Origin of the sequence: Natronomonas moolapensis 8.8.11 (assembly GCF_000591055.1) — an archaeon.
In the GTDB taxonomy this organism is placed as follows: Archaea; Halobacteriota; Halobacteria; order Halobacteriales; family Haloarculaceae; genus Natronomonas; species Natronomonas moolapensis.
Genome location: NC_020388.1, coordinates 1,434,952 through 1,450,888, shown reverse-complemented (window position 1 = coordinate 1,450,888; position 15,937 = coordinate 1,434,952). Strand labels below are relative to the sequence as shown.

Annotated in this window: 18 protein-coding genes; 10 read left to right on the top strand and 8 right to left on the bottom strand. The window is 55.1% G+C overall.

The genetic code is table 11. The features are described from left to right. The first annotated feature begins 241 nt into the window (after window positions 1-241). Window positions 242-2,005, top strand: coding sequence for a histidine kinase N-terminal 7TM domain-containing protein (locus tag NMLP_RS07240; RefSeq protein ID WP_049926258.1), 1,764 nt, complete (start codon window positions 242-244; stop codon window positions 2,003-2,005). On the opposite strand, the gene NMLP_RS07235 is transcribed toward NMLP_RS07240, so the two are convergent. The 4 genes from NMLP_RS07235 to NMLP_RS07220 form a co-directional block, all read right to left on the bottom strand. Then, window positions 1,932-3,368 carry an IS66-like element ISNamo3 family transposase gene (locus NMLP_RS07235; RefSeq protein WP_015408665.1) on the bottom strand — a complete coding sequence of 479 codons (1,437 nt, stop codon included), beginning with the start codon at window positions 3,366-3,368 and terminating at the stop codon, window positions 1,932-1,934. The genes NMLP_RS07240 and NMLP_RS07235 overlap by 74 nt on opposite strands. Window positions 3,369-3,576: 208 nt before the next feature. Next, entirely contained in the window at window positions 3,577-3,807 is a 231-nt protein-coding gene (locus NMLP_RS07230; RefSeq protein ID WP_015409471.1) for a hypothetical protein, read from the bottom strand. A gap of 211 nt (window positions 3,808-4,018) precedes the next feature. Beyond that, entirely contained in the window at window positions 4,019-4,582 is a 564-nt protein-coding gene (locus tag NMLP_RS07225; protein WP_015409470.1) for a TATA-box-binding protein, read from the bottom strand. A gap of 273 nt (window positions 4,583-4,855) precedes the next feature. Next, window positions 4,856-5,203: a hypothetical protein gene (locus NMLP_RS07220; RefSeq protein ID WP_015409469.1), complete on the bottom strand. Its 348-nt coding sequence runs from the start codon at window positions 5,201-5,203 to the stop codon at window positions 4,856-4,858. Between the two features lie 389 nt (window positions 5,204-5,592). Here NMLP_RS07220 and NMLP_RS07215 point away from each other — a divergent pair, with 389 nt between their 5' ends. Beyond that, window positions 5,593-6,456 (top strand): IS5 family transposase, encoded by an 864-nt coding sequence (locus tag NMLP_RS07215; protein ID WP_015409468.1) that lies wholly within the window; start codon window positions 5,593-5,595, stop codon window positions 6,454-6,456. A gap of 64 nt (window positions 6,457-6,520) precedes the next feature. Continuing rightward, window positions 6,521-6,871, top strand: coding sequence for a hypothetical protein (locus tag NMLP_RS07210; RefSeq protein WP_049926256.1), 351 nt, complete (start codon window positions 6,521-6,523; stop codon window positions 6,869-6,871). A 92-nt stretch (window positions 6,872-6,963) separates the two neighbouring features. On the opposite strand, the gene NMLP_RS07205 is transcribed toward NMLP_RS07210, so the two are convergent. After that, window positions 6,964-7,212: a hypothetical protein gene (locus NMLP_RS07205; RefSeq protein ID WP_015409466.1), complete on the bottom strand. Its 249-nt coding sequence runs from the start codon at window positions 7,210-7,212 to the stop codon at window positions 6,964-6,966. 226 nt (window positions 7,213-7,438) lie between these two features. Between NMLP_RS07205 and NMLP_RS15595 the strand changes: the two genes are divergently transcribed. Next, entirely contained in the window at window positions 7,439-7,585 is a 147-nt protein-coding gene (locus NMLP_RS15595) for a DUF7837 family putative zinc-binding protein (RefSeq protein WP_015409465.1), read from the top strand. 6 nt (window positions 7,586-7,591) lie between these two features. Further along, window positions 7,592-7,993: a hypothetical protein gene (locus NMLP_RS07200; protein WP_015409464.1), complete on the top strand. Its 402-nt coding sequence runs from the start codon at window positions 7,592-7,594 to the stop codon at window positions 7,991-7,993. Between the two features lie 98 nt (window positions 7,994-8,091). Here NMLP_RS07200 and dinB read toward each other — a convergent pair whose 3' ends face one another. Together dinB and NMLP_RS07190 are read right to left on the bottom strand one after the other, a co-directional pair. After that, window positions 8,092-9,357, bottom strand: coding sequence for a DNA polymerase IV (gene dinB, locus NMLP_RS07195; RefSeq protein ID WP_015409463.1), 1,266 nt, complete (start codon window positions 9,355-9,357; stop codon window positions 8,092-8,094). A 411-nt stretch (window positions 9,358-9,768) separates the two neighbouring features. Further along, on the bottom strand, window positions 9,769-10,173 hold the full coding sequence (locus NMLP_RS07190; RefSeq protein WP_015409462.1) for a DUF7475 family protein: 405 nt from the start codon (window positions 10,171-10,173) through the stop codon (window positions 9,769-9,771). 570 nt (window positions 10,174-10,743) lie between these two features. Between NMLP_RS07190 and NMLP_RS07185 the strand changes: the two genes are divergently transcribed. From NMLP_RS07185 to NMLP_RS07175, 3 genes are all read left to right on the top strand, one after another. Further along, window positions 10,744-11,577: a ParA family protein gene (locus tag NMLP_RS07185; RefSeq protein ID WP_015409461.1), complete on the top strand. Its 834-nt coding sequence runs from the start codon at window positions 10,744-10,746 to the stop codon at window positions 11,575-11,577. Beyond that, on the top strand, window positions 11,574-11,996 hold the full coding sequence (locus NMLP_RS07180; RefSeq protein ID WP_015409460.1) for a hypothetical protein: 423 nt from the start codon (window positions 11,574-11,576) through the stop codon (window positions 11,994-11,996). The genes NMLP_RS07185 and NMLP_RS07180 overlap by 4 nt, the downstream gene beginning before the upstream one ends. A gap of 220 nt (window positions 11,997-12,216) precedes the next feature. Further along, the gene (locus NMLP_RS07175; RefSeq protein WP_015409459.1) at window positions 12,217-12,603 is read left to right on the top strand and encodes a hypothetical protein; all 387 of its coding nucleotides are present in this window, start codon (window positions 12,217-12,219) and stop codon (window positions 12,601-12,603) included. Between the two features lie 30 nt (window positions 12,604-12,633). Here NMLP_RS07175 and NMLP_RS07170 read toward each other — a convergent pair whose 3' ends face one another. Beyond that, on the bottom strand, window positions 12,634-13,023 hold the full coding sequence (locus NMLP_RS07170) for a CopG family ribbon-helix-helix protein (RefSeq protein ID WP_015409458.1): 390 nt from the start codon (window positions 13,021-13,023) through the stop codon (window positions 12,634-12,636). A gap of 107 nt (window positions 13,024-13,130) precedes the next feature. On the opposite strand from NMLP_RS07170, the gene NMLP_RS07165 reads away from it, so the two are divergent. Further along, window positions 13,131-13,970 carry a sulfite exporter TauE/SafE family protein gene (locus NMLP_RS07165; RefSeq protein ID WP_015409457.1) on the top strand — a complete coding sequence of 280 codons (840 nt, stop codon included), beginning with the start codon at window positions 13,131-13,133 and terminating at the stop codon, window positions 13,968-13,970. A gap of 62 nt (window positions 13,971-14,032) precedes the next feature. After that, window positions 14,033-15,709, top strand: coding sequence for a transposase (locus NMLP_RS07160; RefSeq protein ID WP_015409456.1), 1,677 nt, complete (start codon window positions 14,033-14,035; stop codon window positions 15,707-15,709). Window positions 15,710-15,937 lie beyond the last annotated feature (228 nt).

Sequence of the window (15,937 nt, the reverse complement as noted above, 5' to 3'; positions counted from 1 at the left end):
CGAGAGGACAGTCGCTGTCCGCGGCGATCAGCCACCGACGCGACGGCGTAGCCACTCACTAACAGGCTTTCACCGATCAAGAGTCACCGGTGGAACCGGTCGTCACATGGTCAGTTCGCGGGGACGGCCCGACGCACCGCGAGGGCCGTCACGACCCCGAGGCACTCGCCTTGTTTCTCTGTATACCAAATCGACCACGTGGTTTCTTATAGATTGGTCAGCCAATCTCGGCCAGTAGCAGATGGTCATAGATGCACAGACCGTTGGTGGGCTTCAGTTAGTTGCGGGAGTGCTGGCTTTGGCACTTCTGAAGCCGGCAGTCAATAACATAGACACGCCTGGAAGCAAGGGGTACGCCCTGCTCACCGTCGGGACTGCACTATGGATGGTCAGTCTGGCGTGGGCAAACTTCGTCACAAACTACACGCTTGTTACATTCGGCTACCACCTCCTTGTGCTGGGGACCGAACTCGCTGCGGTGGGGTGGCTGTTTCTAGCGCTGTTTACAACCAATCGAACGAACCTCGTCCGACACACTGCAGTTGTGATCGGTGCCGGGATTGTGCTCTTGCAACTCCTACTCTGGACGAATCCACTCCACAGCTTCATGTACCAGCCTGGCCCTGGGGTCGTCGGAGGGGTAGTTCGAAACAAAAATCAAGCAATCGTGGGAACCGTAACGTGGTGGTGGCTCCACGTCGCCGCGAGCTATCTGTTGGTGATTGCAGGCGAGGCGTTGCTGGTGTGGGAACGGTTTCGATCGACAGGCATTCGGCGAAAACAGTTCAGTTGGCTGTCGCTCACGTTCGTCCCATTATTTGCAGCGAGCGTTGTCTCGACGTTTGGGCTGGTTGACGTGCCCTACAACGTTTCCTCGTTTGGATTCTTGCTGGCGCTCCCGTTTCTGGCTGTGGGGCTCTTTCGAACGAAGCTTCTGGACATCGTTCCCGTGGCTCGACGGACCGCAATGGCCGAACTGAACGCGGCGGTCGTAACACTCGATGAACAGGACCGTGTCGTCGACGCAAACAGGCGTGCTCGTGAACTGTTCGATAGCGGGCGGGACTACGTTGGGACGGACGCTCGGGAGTTCTTCGGCTCAGTCCGGGACGATGTATTTTATCGGGCCATCGACAGCGACAGCGCCGACACCGAACTAACAGTCAGCGTTGAGGGGCAGCAACGACACTTTTCTATCTCCACCGCACCGGTCGGTGAGCAGACGACGCAGGGGCGTGTTGTCTTACTTTACGATATCACCTCCCAGAAGCAGCGCGAAGAGAAGTTCAAGGAATTGAATACGCGGCTCGAACTCGCACTTGAGGAGACGGAGACGGGCGTCTGGGAATGGAATCTCAACACCGGCGAACTCGTATGGGACGAAACCAGTGAGCGATTGTTCGGCTACGATGCCGGTGAGTTTCCTGGCGATTTTGCGGGCTTCAGCGACCGGATTCCAGAGGCTGATCTGCAACGTGTCGAAGAACAAATTGATCATGTTATCGAGACGGGCGACCAGTACCGGGCTGAGTTCCGAGTTCAGCCACCCACGGAGGATCAGCGGTGGATCCAAGCGCGTGGCATCGTTGAGTACGATGGTGATGGCAAACCGGAGCAGTTACTCGGTATTCAGACCGATATTACTGAACGCAAAGAGCGCGAGGAGGAGCTAAGAGAACGTGAGCAAGAAATCGAGCGGGCACACGAACAACTCCGGCAAATTATTGATCTCGTCCCAGATCCACTCTTCGTCAAAAACCTAGACGACGAGGTGCTCCTCTCGAACGAGTCAAATGCTGCATTACATGGAATGACCGCGGAGGAACTTGAGGGACAACGCGAGTTCGAGATTGAACCGAACGTCAAGAATATCGAGAACTTCGACCAGTACCGACAGCGGGAGAAAGAGGTTATAGAAACGGGGTATGTGTTTACCCCGAGGATGCAACAGCGGGTACGGTCTGAGCTCGTGAAATCATCTCGTTGTTTCGAGCGATTCGCTTGAACTCGTCGTAGGGATTGCGTCCCTGCTGGCGGCACGTCGCCAGCAGGGACAGCAGCGTCTCATGCACGAACATACCGCGGTCGTTCCGGAGTGTTCCGATGATTTTCCGGAGAACCACTGGCTCACGGAGCGCATTTTCAGCGGCGTTGTTCGTTGGGGAGACCGCTGGCTCACCGATAAAGGTGAGCCAGTGGTCGAGGCCTCCTTCGATCTTGCCGAGTAGTGTTGCCACTGGTCCGTCAGGAACTGACCGTTCTATCAGCGATTCAAGCTCTCTCCGCGCCACACGTTGGAGTTCTGCTCGCTCGCGGACTGTCAAGTCGCTCTCCAGCCGGGTCTGGAGAGCGACGTACAGCTGTTTGAGGGCACGGTAGATCGGTTCGCCTTCCGTCTGTTTCTCGGCGGCGTCTTCAGCCTCCCGTAGAATATGCGCCCAACACCGCTGGAGGTTGCTGCTGAAAGCCGGATACGCCGTCCACCCGTCACAGACGACTGTTCCCGCGAAGTCCTCGCCGAGGACTTCCGCGGGAACATCACTTCCTCGACTCTCCCTAGCCACGTACAGCGTGTGCTCCTCGGTGGTGAACGTCCAGATCCATGCCTGTTCGCCGTCGCGTTTAATTCCAGTCTCGTCAACGTGGACAACGTCGGCTTGCTGGATCTGACGGCGAATCTGCTCGTATTCACAGCGACCGGCGCGTGCAACGCGCTCGGTCGCGTGCCACGCGGACGCACCCGTGAACTCCAGTCCGTGGAGTTGTTCGAAGCGATCGGCGATCTTCCGGTAGGGAAGGCGGTGATCGTACCGAGAGAGCGCCGCCTGTGCGATGACATTCACCCCGAACTGCCCCTCATCGGGGCAGTCGGGGTGTGAGGCGACAGTCTCGGCACCACAGGAGTGGCACTCGTAGTGATGGCGGTTGTACTGTGTGACCTCTGGTGGCTGTGGATCCGGGAGTTCCTCGACGAGTCGGGGGCTGACGCCCGCCGACTCGTCGAACGCTTCACCACAGTCTGGACAGCAGTCACAGGTAACCTCGATCTCTTGATCCGGGTCAGGAGCGTCGCGCCATTCCGGGTCATGTCCGGACTTTCGGCCAGGCGTGCCACCGTCAGTACGTGGTTGTTCGTCGTCCTCGTCCCCATCGGACGAGGACGACTCCTCCTGGTCCGATTGGTCTTTGCTCGGTGGTGTATGGGGTCCCTCGTACCACCGAAGCTTGGCTCTGAGCCGCTTGTTCTCCTCTCGAAGTTCCTCGTTCTCTTTCTCAAGTGCGACCAGACGCTCAAGGATCTCTTCCTTGGTAGGTTCCGAAGAGGTCATGAACAGGCGAGACGGGATGGTCTCCGGTCTGGAGACCATCCCTCGAAAGCGTGTTTGCCCGCCTGTTGCATCAGTCTACGACACCAGTTGGGTGGCACTCACGAGAGAGTGACGATATCCATCTGGGGGTAAACACGTACCAATATACTAACGTATGGGATTCAGAGACTCGTTGAGCGACGCCTATCGCGGTGTTACAGACTGCTCACAGCCGAGTTGCTACGAGGCAACGTCCCGTTTATCGGGGTTAGTCTTCCAGTCCGAAGTCGGCGAGTGAATGTGTATGATGCCAGACGGCTACTACCTCATCAACATTGAAGGTGAGGACACCATCAGTCAATTGGATGGTTATCACTCCATCTTCGATCTCTGTATCATGGAGGTGCATCTCCAGTGGCTCGTCAAATTCTGAGACGGCGAGCATTAATTCTCCCTTCGCTTTGAGCTCCGATTGAAGTTCCGCTGTTTCTACTACCATTGCATTAGCGAGTACGGGTTGTAGTAAAATAAAGATATATTTTGTTTCCCAAAAATCTATTTCCACCACAAAGACTTTATTCGGTAAATTCTGCTCCCATTGCTGCTTGAATCGCTCCAAGATGGAGAGTACGTATGTAGCAGTACGCAATGACGCCGGTTATCCAGATGAAAACGCCGATACTAAGAGCCAGACTCATATTCGCTCTCTGTCAGCTGTCTAGCAGTCCAAGCTCACTCAATTTGCCGGAGATTTTCTCGAGGGCTTCTTCGGCTGCATCGGGAGTTTTTGTGCCGGTGATAACGACCTTGCCTGAGCTGAATAACAGCGTTACAACGTCGGGGGTATCGAGTCGGTAGACCAGTCCGGGGAATTGCTCGGGTTCGTATTCGACGTCTTCGAGCCCGAATCCGATCGCGATGGCGTTGAGGTTGAGTTGAGCTCGGAGATCAGCGCTAAAGACGATATTCTGGACGGTGATCGTCGGAGCCTCAATAACGTCAATTCCGAGATCACGAAGCGTCTCGCAGACGGTCTGGAGGGAGCTGTGTACATCGTCGACGGTGTTGGCCCCGGTACAGACAATTTTCCCAGACCGAAAGATGAGGTTCGCGGCTTCGGGCTCCTGTATCCGATAGATAAGCCCTGGAAACGTATCTGGATTGTACTCCGACCCGCTGAGATCCATCGCCAACCTCTCGAGTGCGAGTTCCTGTCCGATGTCGGTAGAAGCGACGACGTTTTCGATATCGATCGTTTTACTGACGGAAGACATAATACGTGTCAACTCAATCGAGATAGACTCTAATAAAACCCGAACTAATCGTGGGGGCCGGCTCAGAACACTACAAGCGCATCTGCAAAAAACGAACTAGCCACATGTCTGGTTCGCTCGTGAACCGATCTATACTCTGCTCAGAAATGATAAAACGAGCGCTCGACCCGTCTCAATGGCCTCCTATAGAACAGCGTTGCCGATACCGAGACAATATCACTCCTTTGAGCGATGGCTCTGTGGGTCCGCTAAAGACCCTGTCCGCCCTTCGAGTCAGTCACTGCTGTTGTCGACGTCGTTGGGGGGGTCGGGAGCAATAGGTTCTAATCGACTCTCTGGGAACCCAAACAGCGGGAGATTTCGGTTTTTGACGCCCTCGTAGAGATCACTGGGGTCAACGGTGGTCCACTCCGGCCAAGCCTCCTCGAGGGCGCGTTCGAAGGCCACTACGACCAACTGCTCGTCGTCGGGATAGTCGGGGTTTGACTCGGCTGTGGTGTAGGTTTCCCCGCCGGCCTCGTATGTCCAGTCAGCCGTCGTCATGTCGGCTGGTCGCCAGACGACGACAGCATCATTTGGATCGTCCTCATCGCCATCGACAACCCGCGTTCCCTCGTCCATTATGATTGCTTTTGGGCCCCCCTATTTTGTTGTTCCGGGGATGCGTAGCAATCAATCCAATATCGATGTATTCGGATCCGCTCGGCGCTGGACGAAAGCGGCTTTCAATATTGATCTGCCACGGCTGAGAGATCAAGCCTTCCGAGTTGCCAGGTTCCTCATGACGCCCAAACCAAGTCTGGGGGCTCTGGTGAATCGCTGGACGGCGTCGGAATCGACCGTTAGAACTAGGGAGTTGAAGCGGGAAATCGGCAATAGTTCATGTCGAAGATTTCCCGCTTCACGAGTAAAGCAGTCACGTTAGCTAAAAGTTGTTTGCAGGCCTGTGTTTAATCACTAGCGGGCAGTGGATCACGTCGTGAGATCAAAGCCGTTGAAGCGGGAGAATGATGATTGTGTCGACCCTCATTTCCCGCTTCACCGAGCGATGTGTTTGGATCGCTCAAAGAGTTTCCGACGATACGGAGGAACCCGCCGCTCCGGAAGGAGGCGGCGGGTTCCCCGATTACGTGATGATACCACTACACTGTCTGCGGATTTATCTTGATACCACCTACCGGATGACGATCGATCTCCTGAGTGAAATGCCCCGAATAACGCGGGAGATCGGACTTGAACCGTCCGATCTCCCGCACTATTCCACGTTATGTCTCGCGTTTGAAAGACTCGAAATGCGGATCTGCCGAGTGCTGCTGGGCCAATCGGCCCAGCTGCACGACACCGGAGATATCGCTGCCATCGACGCAACGTATTTCGACCGCTCACCCGCCAGCCGACACTACTGTCGTCGGACGAATTACCGCGTTCAGACGCTTGAAGCGACGAAACTCATTGATACGGAGACGCAAGTGATTCTCGATCTGTACTGCACAATGACGTGGGAAGGAAGCGACGCCGAAGTATGTGAGCAACTCGCCCGCCGGCATGCGGGCGAGTTGCGGGTCCTTACTGCTGACAAGGGGTATGACTGTAACTGGCTTCGAGACGATCTCCGTGAGTTGAGCATCAGACCGCTCATCAAGCACTGCATCAACAAACCATACGATCACGTCCACAACGCCCGGATCAACGAAGAACTCTATGGACAGCGGTCAATGGCTGAGACCGTCTTCTCCAGCGTCAAGCGCTCGCTGGGCTCCGCCCTGCGAGCGCGAGCCTGGTATCGGGAATTCCGCGAAATCACCCTAATGTGTGTCGTATATAACATGAAGAAGGCCGCAAAACAGGAGATTCCACTTCCGTCATGCGATTAAACAGAGGCGTTTGCAGGCACTCGCAGACAAATAGCTATGTAGCTTGGTGGGAGTAGAACGGAACATGGGTGATAATTCAGAATTAGAGGTGTTTGAGGGACTCCCACCAAAGCCAGTGTCGGCTGAGGCGGTAAAGTCATTAGGCGAATCGGATGCAGTAACCGGAACGTTGCCGCTTGAATGTCGGTTCAACGATATTATAACGGAATTTCTACTGTACAAAAATGAAAAGATCTTTGATTTCGCATTTGATCCATCGACCGAGACGTGGTATCTCTTGGAAGACAGAGAGCATACTGAAGAGACGTTTCACGACGTTGAAGAGACGTTGATGGATCGACTACATGATTGGCGGGAGGAACATGTACTCCCATATCTTGTTGAGAACGACCTAATCCCAAACTTTGAGTTCTAACGTGGGTTTGACTGGATACTACTGATTTTTGATAAACTATCTCGTGGTTAGTAGAATTGTAGATCTGAAAACCGCAGTCCTCCGGATGGCCGTTATGAGTCCGGTACCCATCTTCCCAGTGGCTGGAAGATGACGTACGCGTCTACGTTGGATTTGTCGTTAGGATGGGCTGTATGTAGCGTCAGTTTGCCCATCTCGGAGTGGGTCCGATTCTGTTCTACTACCCATTCTTCGGCGTTGGTTTCTGACGGAAACTCGATTTGGCGGTCGAACTCATCTTCGGAGAGCAGCGTCTCTTGGAACACGGAGTTTTTGAGTTCGACGAGGTAGCTGTCGGGCATGGTTGAGCACTCGTGTTAGGGATGCTTGAATCCAACAACCTGATTATGACTCGCTGAGACCCATACACTGAGTATACTAACCGCTCAGTGAAACGGCTGTATCGCCTAACAGGTTCTATTTCACTTTCACTCCGGCTGGCTGAGCTATTTATTGATCGTCGTTTTTGATTCTGTAGAGGGGGTCACACCCTCAACACGCACCTTTCCCCTCAAACGGTGAGCCCCAATGGATCCAACCATCACGCTTGGTGTCTGCCCACACTGTGAGACACCGATCACGAACCGTGACCTCCTCATCGAGTACGAAACCGTCAATGGGCACAGCCAGTACGCCGAGTGCCCAGACTGTGTCGCGGTCATCACACCGACCTAACGAACCATGCCGACCTTCGATGTCGATCCCGACCGGATCACCGTCTTCCACATCGATGGCGAGTATCTGTTTTCCCATTACTTCACCCGAAAAGATCTTTTTGAACAGCTCAACGATTACTACAACGAGGACGCCTATCGGTTCGAGATTCCCGCCGAGGAGTTCGATTCGGTTCGGGAACAACTCGCTGACGAATACATCGAGTTAATCGTTGCCGATGACCTAGAATCCTACTGCGTAGTCAAAGACAAATACACCGAACATGCCGACATTCTCCGGGATTCGGTGCTCAATTGGGAGCGCGACGGGCAGCTGTTTTTCCTGCTGAAAGACGAACTGTCCGTCAAAGAGGCGATCGAGCAGGGAGCGACACCGATCGAAGAAACAGATCTCGTCGTCGGGCTCTAATCCGATACCGTCCGACGCTGAGATGTGAGCGGGTGCCGATTGAACGATTGAGCCGAGTCCCTCTCGAAGCTCGCGAGACGCGTCTCTAGACTCGGTTTTCAGAACTCATCAAGTGTCGCTTGTGGATCTCCTTGCTCCGCTAACCGCTGTCGAATATTCTCAGAGAGTACTGTTGAGGAGGTGGCTGTATCAGTTGGCTCCCACTCGGTCAGTGGAGCCTGCTCTCGTTCGGAAACCGAGAGATTTGACACTCGGACACCGAGTTTCCGGACTGGCACTGTCTCAAACTCGCCTAACAGGTCCAGTGCCACCGTCTTAGCGAGGGCTGCATCTTGGACAGGACCGCTAAACGATCGCTCTCGTGTGTTGACATCGAATGGGGGTTGCACGACTTTGATGCCGACCGTCTGATAGAGAGCGTTGTTATTGCTCGCACGGGCCGTGACCTGCTCAGCGAGTTCTCGAACGACCTCGGTTTTAACAGTCGAGTCAGTAACTCCCTCGGGGTCGAGCGAGGTTTCTTTCGAGATGCTCTTCGGGTCGTCCGGCGGTGTCACCGGGCGTGGATCATGCCCGCGAGCCCGTTGTTGGATCGCCCGGCCTTTGGATCCCACAGCAGTCACGAGCGTCTCCGGATCGGCGGTGGCGAGTTCGCCGGCGGTGTCGATCCCACGCTCCCGCAACTTGCCGGCGGTAACTGGCCCGATCCCGTGAACTGATTCGATATCAAGGGGGGCAAAAAACTCCTGAACGTCTCCAGGGCGGACGGCGACGAGGCCGTCGGGTTTGTCGTGATCGGAGGCGACTTTGGCAGCGCTTTTTGTGGGAGCGACGCCGATACTGACAGGGATCCCAACAGTGGTTTTGATTTCTGCTTTGAGCGTCTGGGCGAAGGCATCGACATCTGCCCAGGTAGTCGCATCGGTGACGTCAAGATAGGCTTCATCGATACTAACGGGTTCAAGCGGATCGGCATATTGCTCGAGGAGGGCGTGGACGTCTCCGCCAACTGCTTGATAATGGTCCATCTCGACCGGGAGATAGTACCCGGCGTCAGCTGGATCGGGAGCCGCTGGATCACCGGCGTCGGCATCAACGCGTCGCGGAAGCCGTTCCAGCGCATCGCTGATCGGCATGGCGGATTCGATGCCGTATTCACGGGCCTCGTAACTGGCAGTCGCGACAGCCCCGTGCGGATCGGCTTGGTCATACCCCATGCCGATGACGACCGGTTCGTTGGCAAGGTGAGGTCGGCGAAGCCGCTCACAGGCAGCATAGAAACAGTCACAGTCAACGTGCAGAATGATCGGCGGATCAGTCTCAGTGGGAGCAAAATCTGTGACTGTCGCCGCACCCTCCGGCATGGTTAGTGGTACGCTTGCCGATAATAAAAAGGCGGTTCTGGAAAGATGGACTCCCCGGTTCCGGGTTGAACTCATACACGAAGCTGAGAACTGCTATTCGGATTTGCACGTAGTGAAACTGACATATTCATGGCGAAAATTGGAGTTAGAATCGTTCTCTTCACCAACTTCCGCAGATCAAGCACCCAACAAGATGACCTGAGCGGGACCGTTTCTTCGAGTCATAGACAGTCTTACTTCATCGGTAGAGTCGATGAGCGCCATCGATCGGCTTCCATTTGGCGATTTATATCATCTACGATACGTGCAAAACTGAGTTATCGAGTGAGGAGATCGGAGTCACAAGAAGGGGCCGCTTTTCTGCGCCCGCCGGGTGAGGATGCGGTATCGGACCGATGCCCGCGAACTATCTCACGCGTCGGCGGCGTACAGGTACAGACAGCAGGCGGCGAAGATCGCCTCGACGACTTTCGAGACGACGGCGATCGGGTTGAGACTCCCGCCCATATAGAACGCGTCGACGCTCCAGCCCTGGAACTGAAACAGCGCGAGGATCGTCACGATCCCGTAGGCCGCGGCGAGCAAAAACAGCGGTCGACGCCAAAACCGCGAGAGGTACACGACGATTCCCCCGAGGAACCCCAACCCGTTGAGCGCAAAGAGGATCGCAAGCGTCTGGCTGAACTGGATCGCGTTCATCACCGCCAGAAGGTGTAACACACCGGTGATCGCGGCCATGACGATCGCGATGGTCCCGACCGAGCTCGACGGGCGGGAGAACAGCGGTTCTGAGCCGGTCGCGTGTGTCGAAGACATACAATTAGATTTCACACGGGATAGTAAAACAGTTTGGTGCGACCAGCGAAATACACCGTCGCGTTCGTGATCTGCTCTCCGAATTGGAGTTTTTGCCCGTAATCCGCCAACGACACAACAAGCGCGGTTGAGGGCACATACTCTCAATCAACTGGGCGATAACTCTGAGCTCGTCATCAAGGCTTGTACGCTCTTGTGGCGTAGATTGTTGGTGACGGTCTCGTAGATTGGCTGAGTTTCTAGAGATCTCTCGTTCAACCGATCTCGCCCCAGCTCTGGATCGACTGATCACGTAGTCCAGCTCTTGTAAAATCACCAGACAGCTCTCTACCAACAGTCTTCTACGCAAGAGCGAACGTCAAAATGTTACACCAAGTCGTACGCACGAGAGAGCGGACACAGGCCACAACGTAACGTCGGTCTAACCAGTTAGACTCGCTAGTATAACTTAGTCCTGACTTTAGTTATACTAGAAAGTCTAACTAAATAGTATAACTAATTAGGATGTATAGTCAGCCTGGCCAAAATGTCTGACTGAATATTATAACCAATGAGCCCTAACAGTTAGATATGCTCACCTACACCACATACTCCGAGGCGGGCGGCGTCGGGAAGACTACCCTCGCGTCGAATCTCGCCGACGCCCACGCCCAGCACGGGCGCGACGTGTTGGCAATCGATTTGGACCCACAGCAGGGATCTCTGACGTATCCGCTGGATCTTGACGCCCCACGAGACGATAGCAACGCTGACAACATCGCGCGTCACCTGATTGACCGCCCAAACGGTCCCTTTGTAGACCTAATCCAGGAGTCACCATTTGGGTTCGATGTCGTCCCATCGCACAATATGCTTGAGAATCTGAATAACCTTCTGACGCGGGCAGAAGGGTTCGCTGCTGATCTTGAGGAAGAATTTGAACCGAACGATCGACTGCGACAGGTTCTCTCAGAAGCGGGGATACCTGACAAATACGACACGATCGTAGTGGACCCACCGGCAACCGCGGGCCCACACCTGTACAATGCTGTTGCCGCGACGCGCTCGCTCGTGATCCCGGTCGAACCTACAGGCAAGGGGATGCAGTCGATCGAGGGCCTCGAAGACGTCGTGATGAACTTAGAAGAGCAGTTGGGCTTCGACGTCGGCGTCTTGGCAGTCGTCCCGAACGGCGTCGGCCAGACCAGCGACCGAGAGCGCTATCTTGAACGGATCAGCGACCACGGGTACGATGCGCCGGTCGCGATCCGGGATCGCTCGTCGCTGTTCGAGGGCTGTTGGGCCCAGCGCTGCACCGCGTTTCACTACATCGAGAACCACCGCAGCCAGCGTCGCGACTACGAGGTCGAAACGCTTGAGAAGATGCGCGATCTCGCCGGGCATGTCGAAGGGGTGAAACCATGACGAACGGCATGAAAAGCGGGGCTGGAAGCGATCCATTCGCCGATGAGGGTGCAGGTGACGAGAGCGATGCAAGCGGCTCGCAGAGCGATCCAAGTCCAACTGAAGGTAACTCCTCAGACCCGTTCGACGACGGTGCCGATGAAGCCAGATCAGCCGACACTGAGCCAGGCCCCGACGCCGAGACACTCCCGTACATTTTCCAGCGCGATGGCGTGAAGGACGACCGCTCAATGATTCAGTACTTCCTCCGTGAGGAGGCTGCCAGCCTCGAGGACGATGTCCAACAAGCTGTCGAGGAGGAGATGGGGACTGACGTGTACCTCACAGATGTTCGAGAAGCGATGGTGCACGTTGCCGCCGAGCACTCTGACGAAGTCGCCGACGTCCTTCGTAAATGGGGGTATCGCTTCAAAGAGTAACGCTCAGGCTACTGTTCGGCAATAATTGAGACTGGCCATCTCAATGCATAGCTAGTAACGTCTAACCGTATCAGTTGTGTGGAAAATAGTCTTTTCTAAGCGAAAGCGCAGCTACAGCCACTATAACCGAGAAACCGCCACAACTTATCGAATAGCGTATGATGACACCCGGAGTCGGATAATAACAGTCCTTATCCCATATCACGAACGATATAGTATTGTGACAAAAGCACAAAATAATCCCGCGGGTCGGATAGGATCACTCACCCAGCTCCAGTGGCTAGCAGTTGCGTTAGTCATCGTAACTGGCGTTCTCCACGTCTATGCTGGTCTCGTCGAGGGACGGATTCCCGTTGCACTTGCAGGCGTCGGCTACGCCGGTGCACTTGTGCTCTTTTTCTTCGACTACCGGCGGCGACTGCTCTACCTGATCGGAATTCCGTATACGGCCGTGCAGTTCCCCCTCTGGATCGTGGCCAAGTCGGAATACGGAATGATCGACTACGTTGACAAGGCGGTTCAGGTCGCCTTGATCCTCGTGTTGGTCTACCTCTACCTGAACACGTCATCCGAGTCGACCGGCAACACGGCAACGGCAGCGGACTGAGCGTGCGAATTCACGGGGCATCTGCCGCACTCATTTATCTCGAATCACCATGATTTTCACCCGATTCACGCCGTCGAAGTCACGAAGGCGGTAGGTCAGTTCCCGAATGCGTTCGCCGGTCCCCTGGCAGAATAAGGACTCGAGACACCACTCCCCTTGGTGTGTGTGGCTCGTGTTGAGAATCACGTCCTGATAGTCGTGTTGAACACCGTGAAGTTCCCCGATCACCTCGTGATGGCGGTAGTCGAAGGCGACGAGCGCGATAACGTCCTCGCTGAGATCTTCGAGTCGGGAATGCGACTCGATATACTCCTGCATCGCCTCGCGAACCGCTCGTGACCGATTGTCTAGTCCCTCGTCTTGCCAGACCTGATCGAACTCTTCGACAACCGCATCCGGGATATTGAAACTCGTTCGCATACGGTCGTACTGGGTACCCGGGACACAAGAGTCCCGAGTATGACGATGCCCCCAATCAGGTATTAACAACCGTTATTCGGTGCTCTTACCGAGTTCAGGGTATGACGATGGTACCTGGAAACACTCTCGGATTATTGCTCGGTGCGGTCGCACTTGGAGCCGTCCACGGGGTTGAACCTGGTCATGGGTGGCCTGTTGCCGCCTCGTACGCGTTGGACCAGACGAACAAGTGGCTCTACGGCTTTGCGGCGAGTTTCATCCTCGGTGTCGGGCACCTGATCAGTAGTATCGCGATGGTTGGTGCGTTCTTCTACGCGAAATCGTATTTCAGTCTCACACAAATTAACGAACCAGTTACTGTTCTGGGTGGTATCCAGATCGGCGGCCCAGTCAGTCTGGTTGCAGGTGTCCTGCTTATCGGCCTTGGAATTCGAGAATACCACCACGACCACTCGCATGGCAATCACGATAGCGACCACTCTCACCAGCACAAGAGCCCTGACCACGAGTCGGCGAACCACTCCAGACACGGACACAGTCACAGAGATACCCACGACCATCCACAGTCACAGGACGACGAGGGACTCGTCTCTCGCCTGAAGCACGCACTGCCATTCGTTGGTGGGCACTCACATGCACACGAGAGTTCTGATGACGTTGCTGAAAGAGGACTGTTCGGAATCGCCTGGTTCGCGTTCCTGCTTGGGTTTGCTCACGAGGAAGAATTCGAAATCATCGCCCTCTGTGCCGGATCGAACTACTGTCTCGAACTGATGAGTGTATACGCGATTACCGTTATTTTCGGTATTGTGGGGCTGACGATGCTGCTGATTGCGGGCTATCAGAACTACGAAGAGACCGTCAAACAGTACACGCCGTATTTGCCGGTCTTCTCTGCTGCCGTCCTCATCATCATGGGCGGTGGATTCATTATCGGAGTATTCTGAAATTTATTTTATTATTTACAAATTGTCTGTCACGGACTTAAACCACGATTTTTAGAAAAGCCGTGTCCTCAACACTTGCCTCTCGTCGTGATGTCTTTCGACGGATTGTCCAGCACCCGTATATCACTTGGCCATCATATGATTCGACGCCGCTGTATGATCGAACGTCGCTTGCCGGACTAGAATCGGATGTTCGGACAGTCGCACAGACGTGGTTCGAGCACGGTAACCACAACTCGATCGAGGAATTCGTTTGTGCGCTCCCGCTAGCCTACTTCCGGTTCAGCGGCCACGACCGTTATGAGGGGTCGACACGCTACCAGATGGACGCCCTCTTTCGGGCGTTCGTACTGAAAGAACTCCACGGGTGGGAACACGAAACAGCACTCGTCGACTACCTCGGGACCCGTCCTGAACTCTGCGAGCAACTCGGTTTCGAGGCGATCCCGGATCAGTCGACACTGTGGCGAAGCTGGCACGAGAGATTCACCGCTGACCTCAGGGAGACTGTCGATTCGGCGGCTCGAACGATTCTCATCAAAGCACGGAATGCAGGTGTCGCGGTTCCGCGTGAGCCGGCACGAAAGCTCCGATACCACGGGAACGAGTCTGGTGAGTCAGACCCGGATGATCAAACCACGTTGAAGCAGGCAGAGAAGGTCACTGACCACGTCAGCCGTGTCGTCTTTCCGGCGTTCTCGCTGGACCGTGGCGAGGGCTGTGAGATCCACGAGAACGCCTACTGGGGCTTGCAGACCTATCTGGGACTCCGTGAGAACTTGGCCGCTAATGAAGGCGCTCGGAGCTTCATCCACGAGTCAACTCGGGACCGAACACCACTCGGACACGCTCATCGCGACCACATTCGCGACCTCTCTATCGAGCGGATTCGAGAGATGTACCGACGAGCGATCCGGCAGCTCATCGACGCGGTCGCGGAGACAGAGAAATTCTTTCGCGCAGGCATCGTTGCCATCGATATCACCGAGGACGATCCCTTCACGGGGGATAGAACGGACCACGAGGACGAGATTATCAGGACGAAGGAGAAGAACGACGAGTACGCCTACCAGTGGGCGACCGTCCAGTTGGTCGGCAACGCTGTCCCCCTCGTGCTTGACGCGCGACCAGTTCGACGAGGCGAGTCACGCAAAACAATCGTCGCGGACTTGCTGGATTCAGCTGAGAACCTCGTCCACGTCGATAACGTCCTGATGGACCGGGAGTTCGATAGCCAGCACGTTCTGGAGATGATTAGTCAGCGCGGGCTGTCGTACGTCGTGCCCAAGCGGATGCAGACCAGCGAGAAAGCTCAGGCCAAGCGACTGCTCCAACACGGCCAAGATCGGTACGAGACCGACCGGAAGCTCCATCTCGGCAAGAATGAGTGGCATGAGACGACGCTGATCTATCGGCGGAAAGAGGACTCCGAGCACGACGACCACCGGCAGTATTCGGTGTTCATGTCGAATTGCGGGAGTGGTCACCTCACAGAGTACGGGTACCGGTGGGAAATCGAGAGTGGCTATAAGTCGATCGAGCGGTTCATGGCTGCGACGACCTCGAAGAATTTCGGACTGCGATTCTTCTATTTCGCGTTCGCGTGTCTGCTGTACTCGATTTGGCGAGCAGTCGATTTGCTTGTGCAGGTCGAGTTGACCGGTGAGTACGAACATTCGCCGATTGTGACGGCCGATAATACGCTGACGCTGCTGAAGAAGGAAACAGGGATCGGGTAGTAGAGTGTTCAATCTGGGTCAGCGCAGATTTCCGAGTGGCAACGCTATCGAGAATCTCGAAAAAACGACGATCTGGTTGTTGGTACGACAGGAAGACGCGGACGTAGGGTGATCTGAAGCAGTTTCTGTTCACTGATTCGATCGAAACCACGCATCACAGCCCCGCTAAACTCGCTTTAGTCTCAACTTCCAACTGTTCAGAGAATCATGTAGCGATATACAGTTTAT

Coding starts and splice junctions, on each gene's coding strand:
- NMLP_RS07240 (WP_049926258.1), top strand. CDS start 242: ATGGTCATAGATGCACAGACCGTTGGTGGGCTTCAGTTAGTTGCGGGA.
- NMLP_RS07235 (WP_015408665.1), bottom strand. CDS start 3,368: ATGGTCTCCAGACCGGAGACCATCCCGTCTCGCCTGTTCATGACCTCT.
- NMLP_RS07230 (WP_015409471.1), bottom strand. CDS start 3,807: ATGGTAGTAGAAACAGCGGAACTTCAATCGGAGCTCAAAGCGAAGGGA.
- NMLP_RS07225 (WP_015409470.1), bottom strand. CDS start 4,582: ATGTCTTCCGTCAGTAAAACGATCGATATCGAAAACGTCGTCGCTTCT.
- NMLP_RS07220 (WP_015409469.1), bottom strand. CDS start 5,203: ATGGACGAGGGAACGCGGGTTGTCGATGGCGATGAGGACGATCCAAAT.
- NMLP_RS07215 (WP_015409468.1), top strand. CDS start 5,593: ATGATTGTGTCGACCCTCATTTCCCGCTTCACCGAGCGATGTGTTTGG.
- NMLP_RS07210 (WP_049926256.1), top strand. CDS start 6,521: ATGGGTGATAATTCAGAATTAGAGGTGTTTGAGGGACTCCCACCAAAG.
- NMLP_RS07205 (WP_015409466.1), bottom strand. CDS start 7,212: ATGCCCGACAGCTACCTCGTCGAACTCAAAAACTCCGTGTTCCAAGAG.
- NMLP_RS15595 (WP_015409465.1), top strand. CDS start 7,439: ATGGATCCAACCATCACGCTTGGTGTCTGCCCACACTGTGAGACACCG.
- NMLP_RS07200 (WP_015409464.1), top strand. CDS start 7,592: ATGCCGACCTTCGATGTCGATCCCGACCGGATCACCGTCTTCCACATC.
- dinB (WP_015409463.1), bottom strand. CDS start 9,357: ATGCCGGAGGGTGCGGCGACAGTCACAGATTTTGCTCCCACTGAGACT.
- NMLP_RS07190 (WP_015409462.1), bottom strand. CDS start 10,173: ATGTCTTCGACACACGCGACCGGCTCAGAACCGCTGTTCTCCCGCCCG.
- NMLP_RS07185 (WP_015409461.1), top strand. CDS start 10,744: ATGCTCACCTACACCACATACTCCGAGGCGGGCGGCGTCGGGAAGACT.
- NMLP_RS07180 (WP_015409460.1), top strand. CDS start 11,574: ATGACGAACGGCATGAAAAGCGGGGCTGGAAGCGATCCATTCGCCGAT.
- NMLP_RS07170 (WP_015409458.1), bottom strand. CDS start 13,023: ATGCGAACGAGTTTCAATATCCCGGATGCGGTTGTCGAAGAGTTCGAT.
- NMLP_RS07165 (WP_015409457.1), top strand. CDS start 13,131: ATGGTACCTGGAAACACTCTCGGATTATTGCTCGGTGCGGTCGCACTT.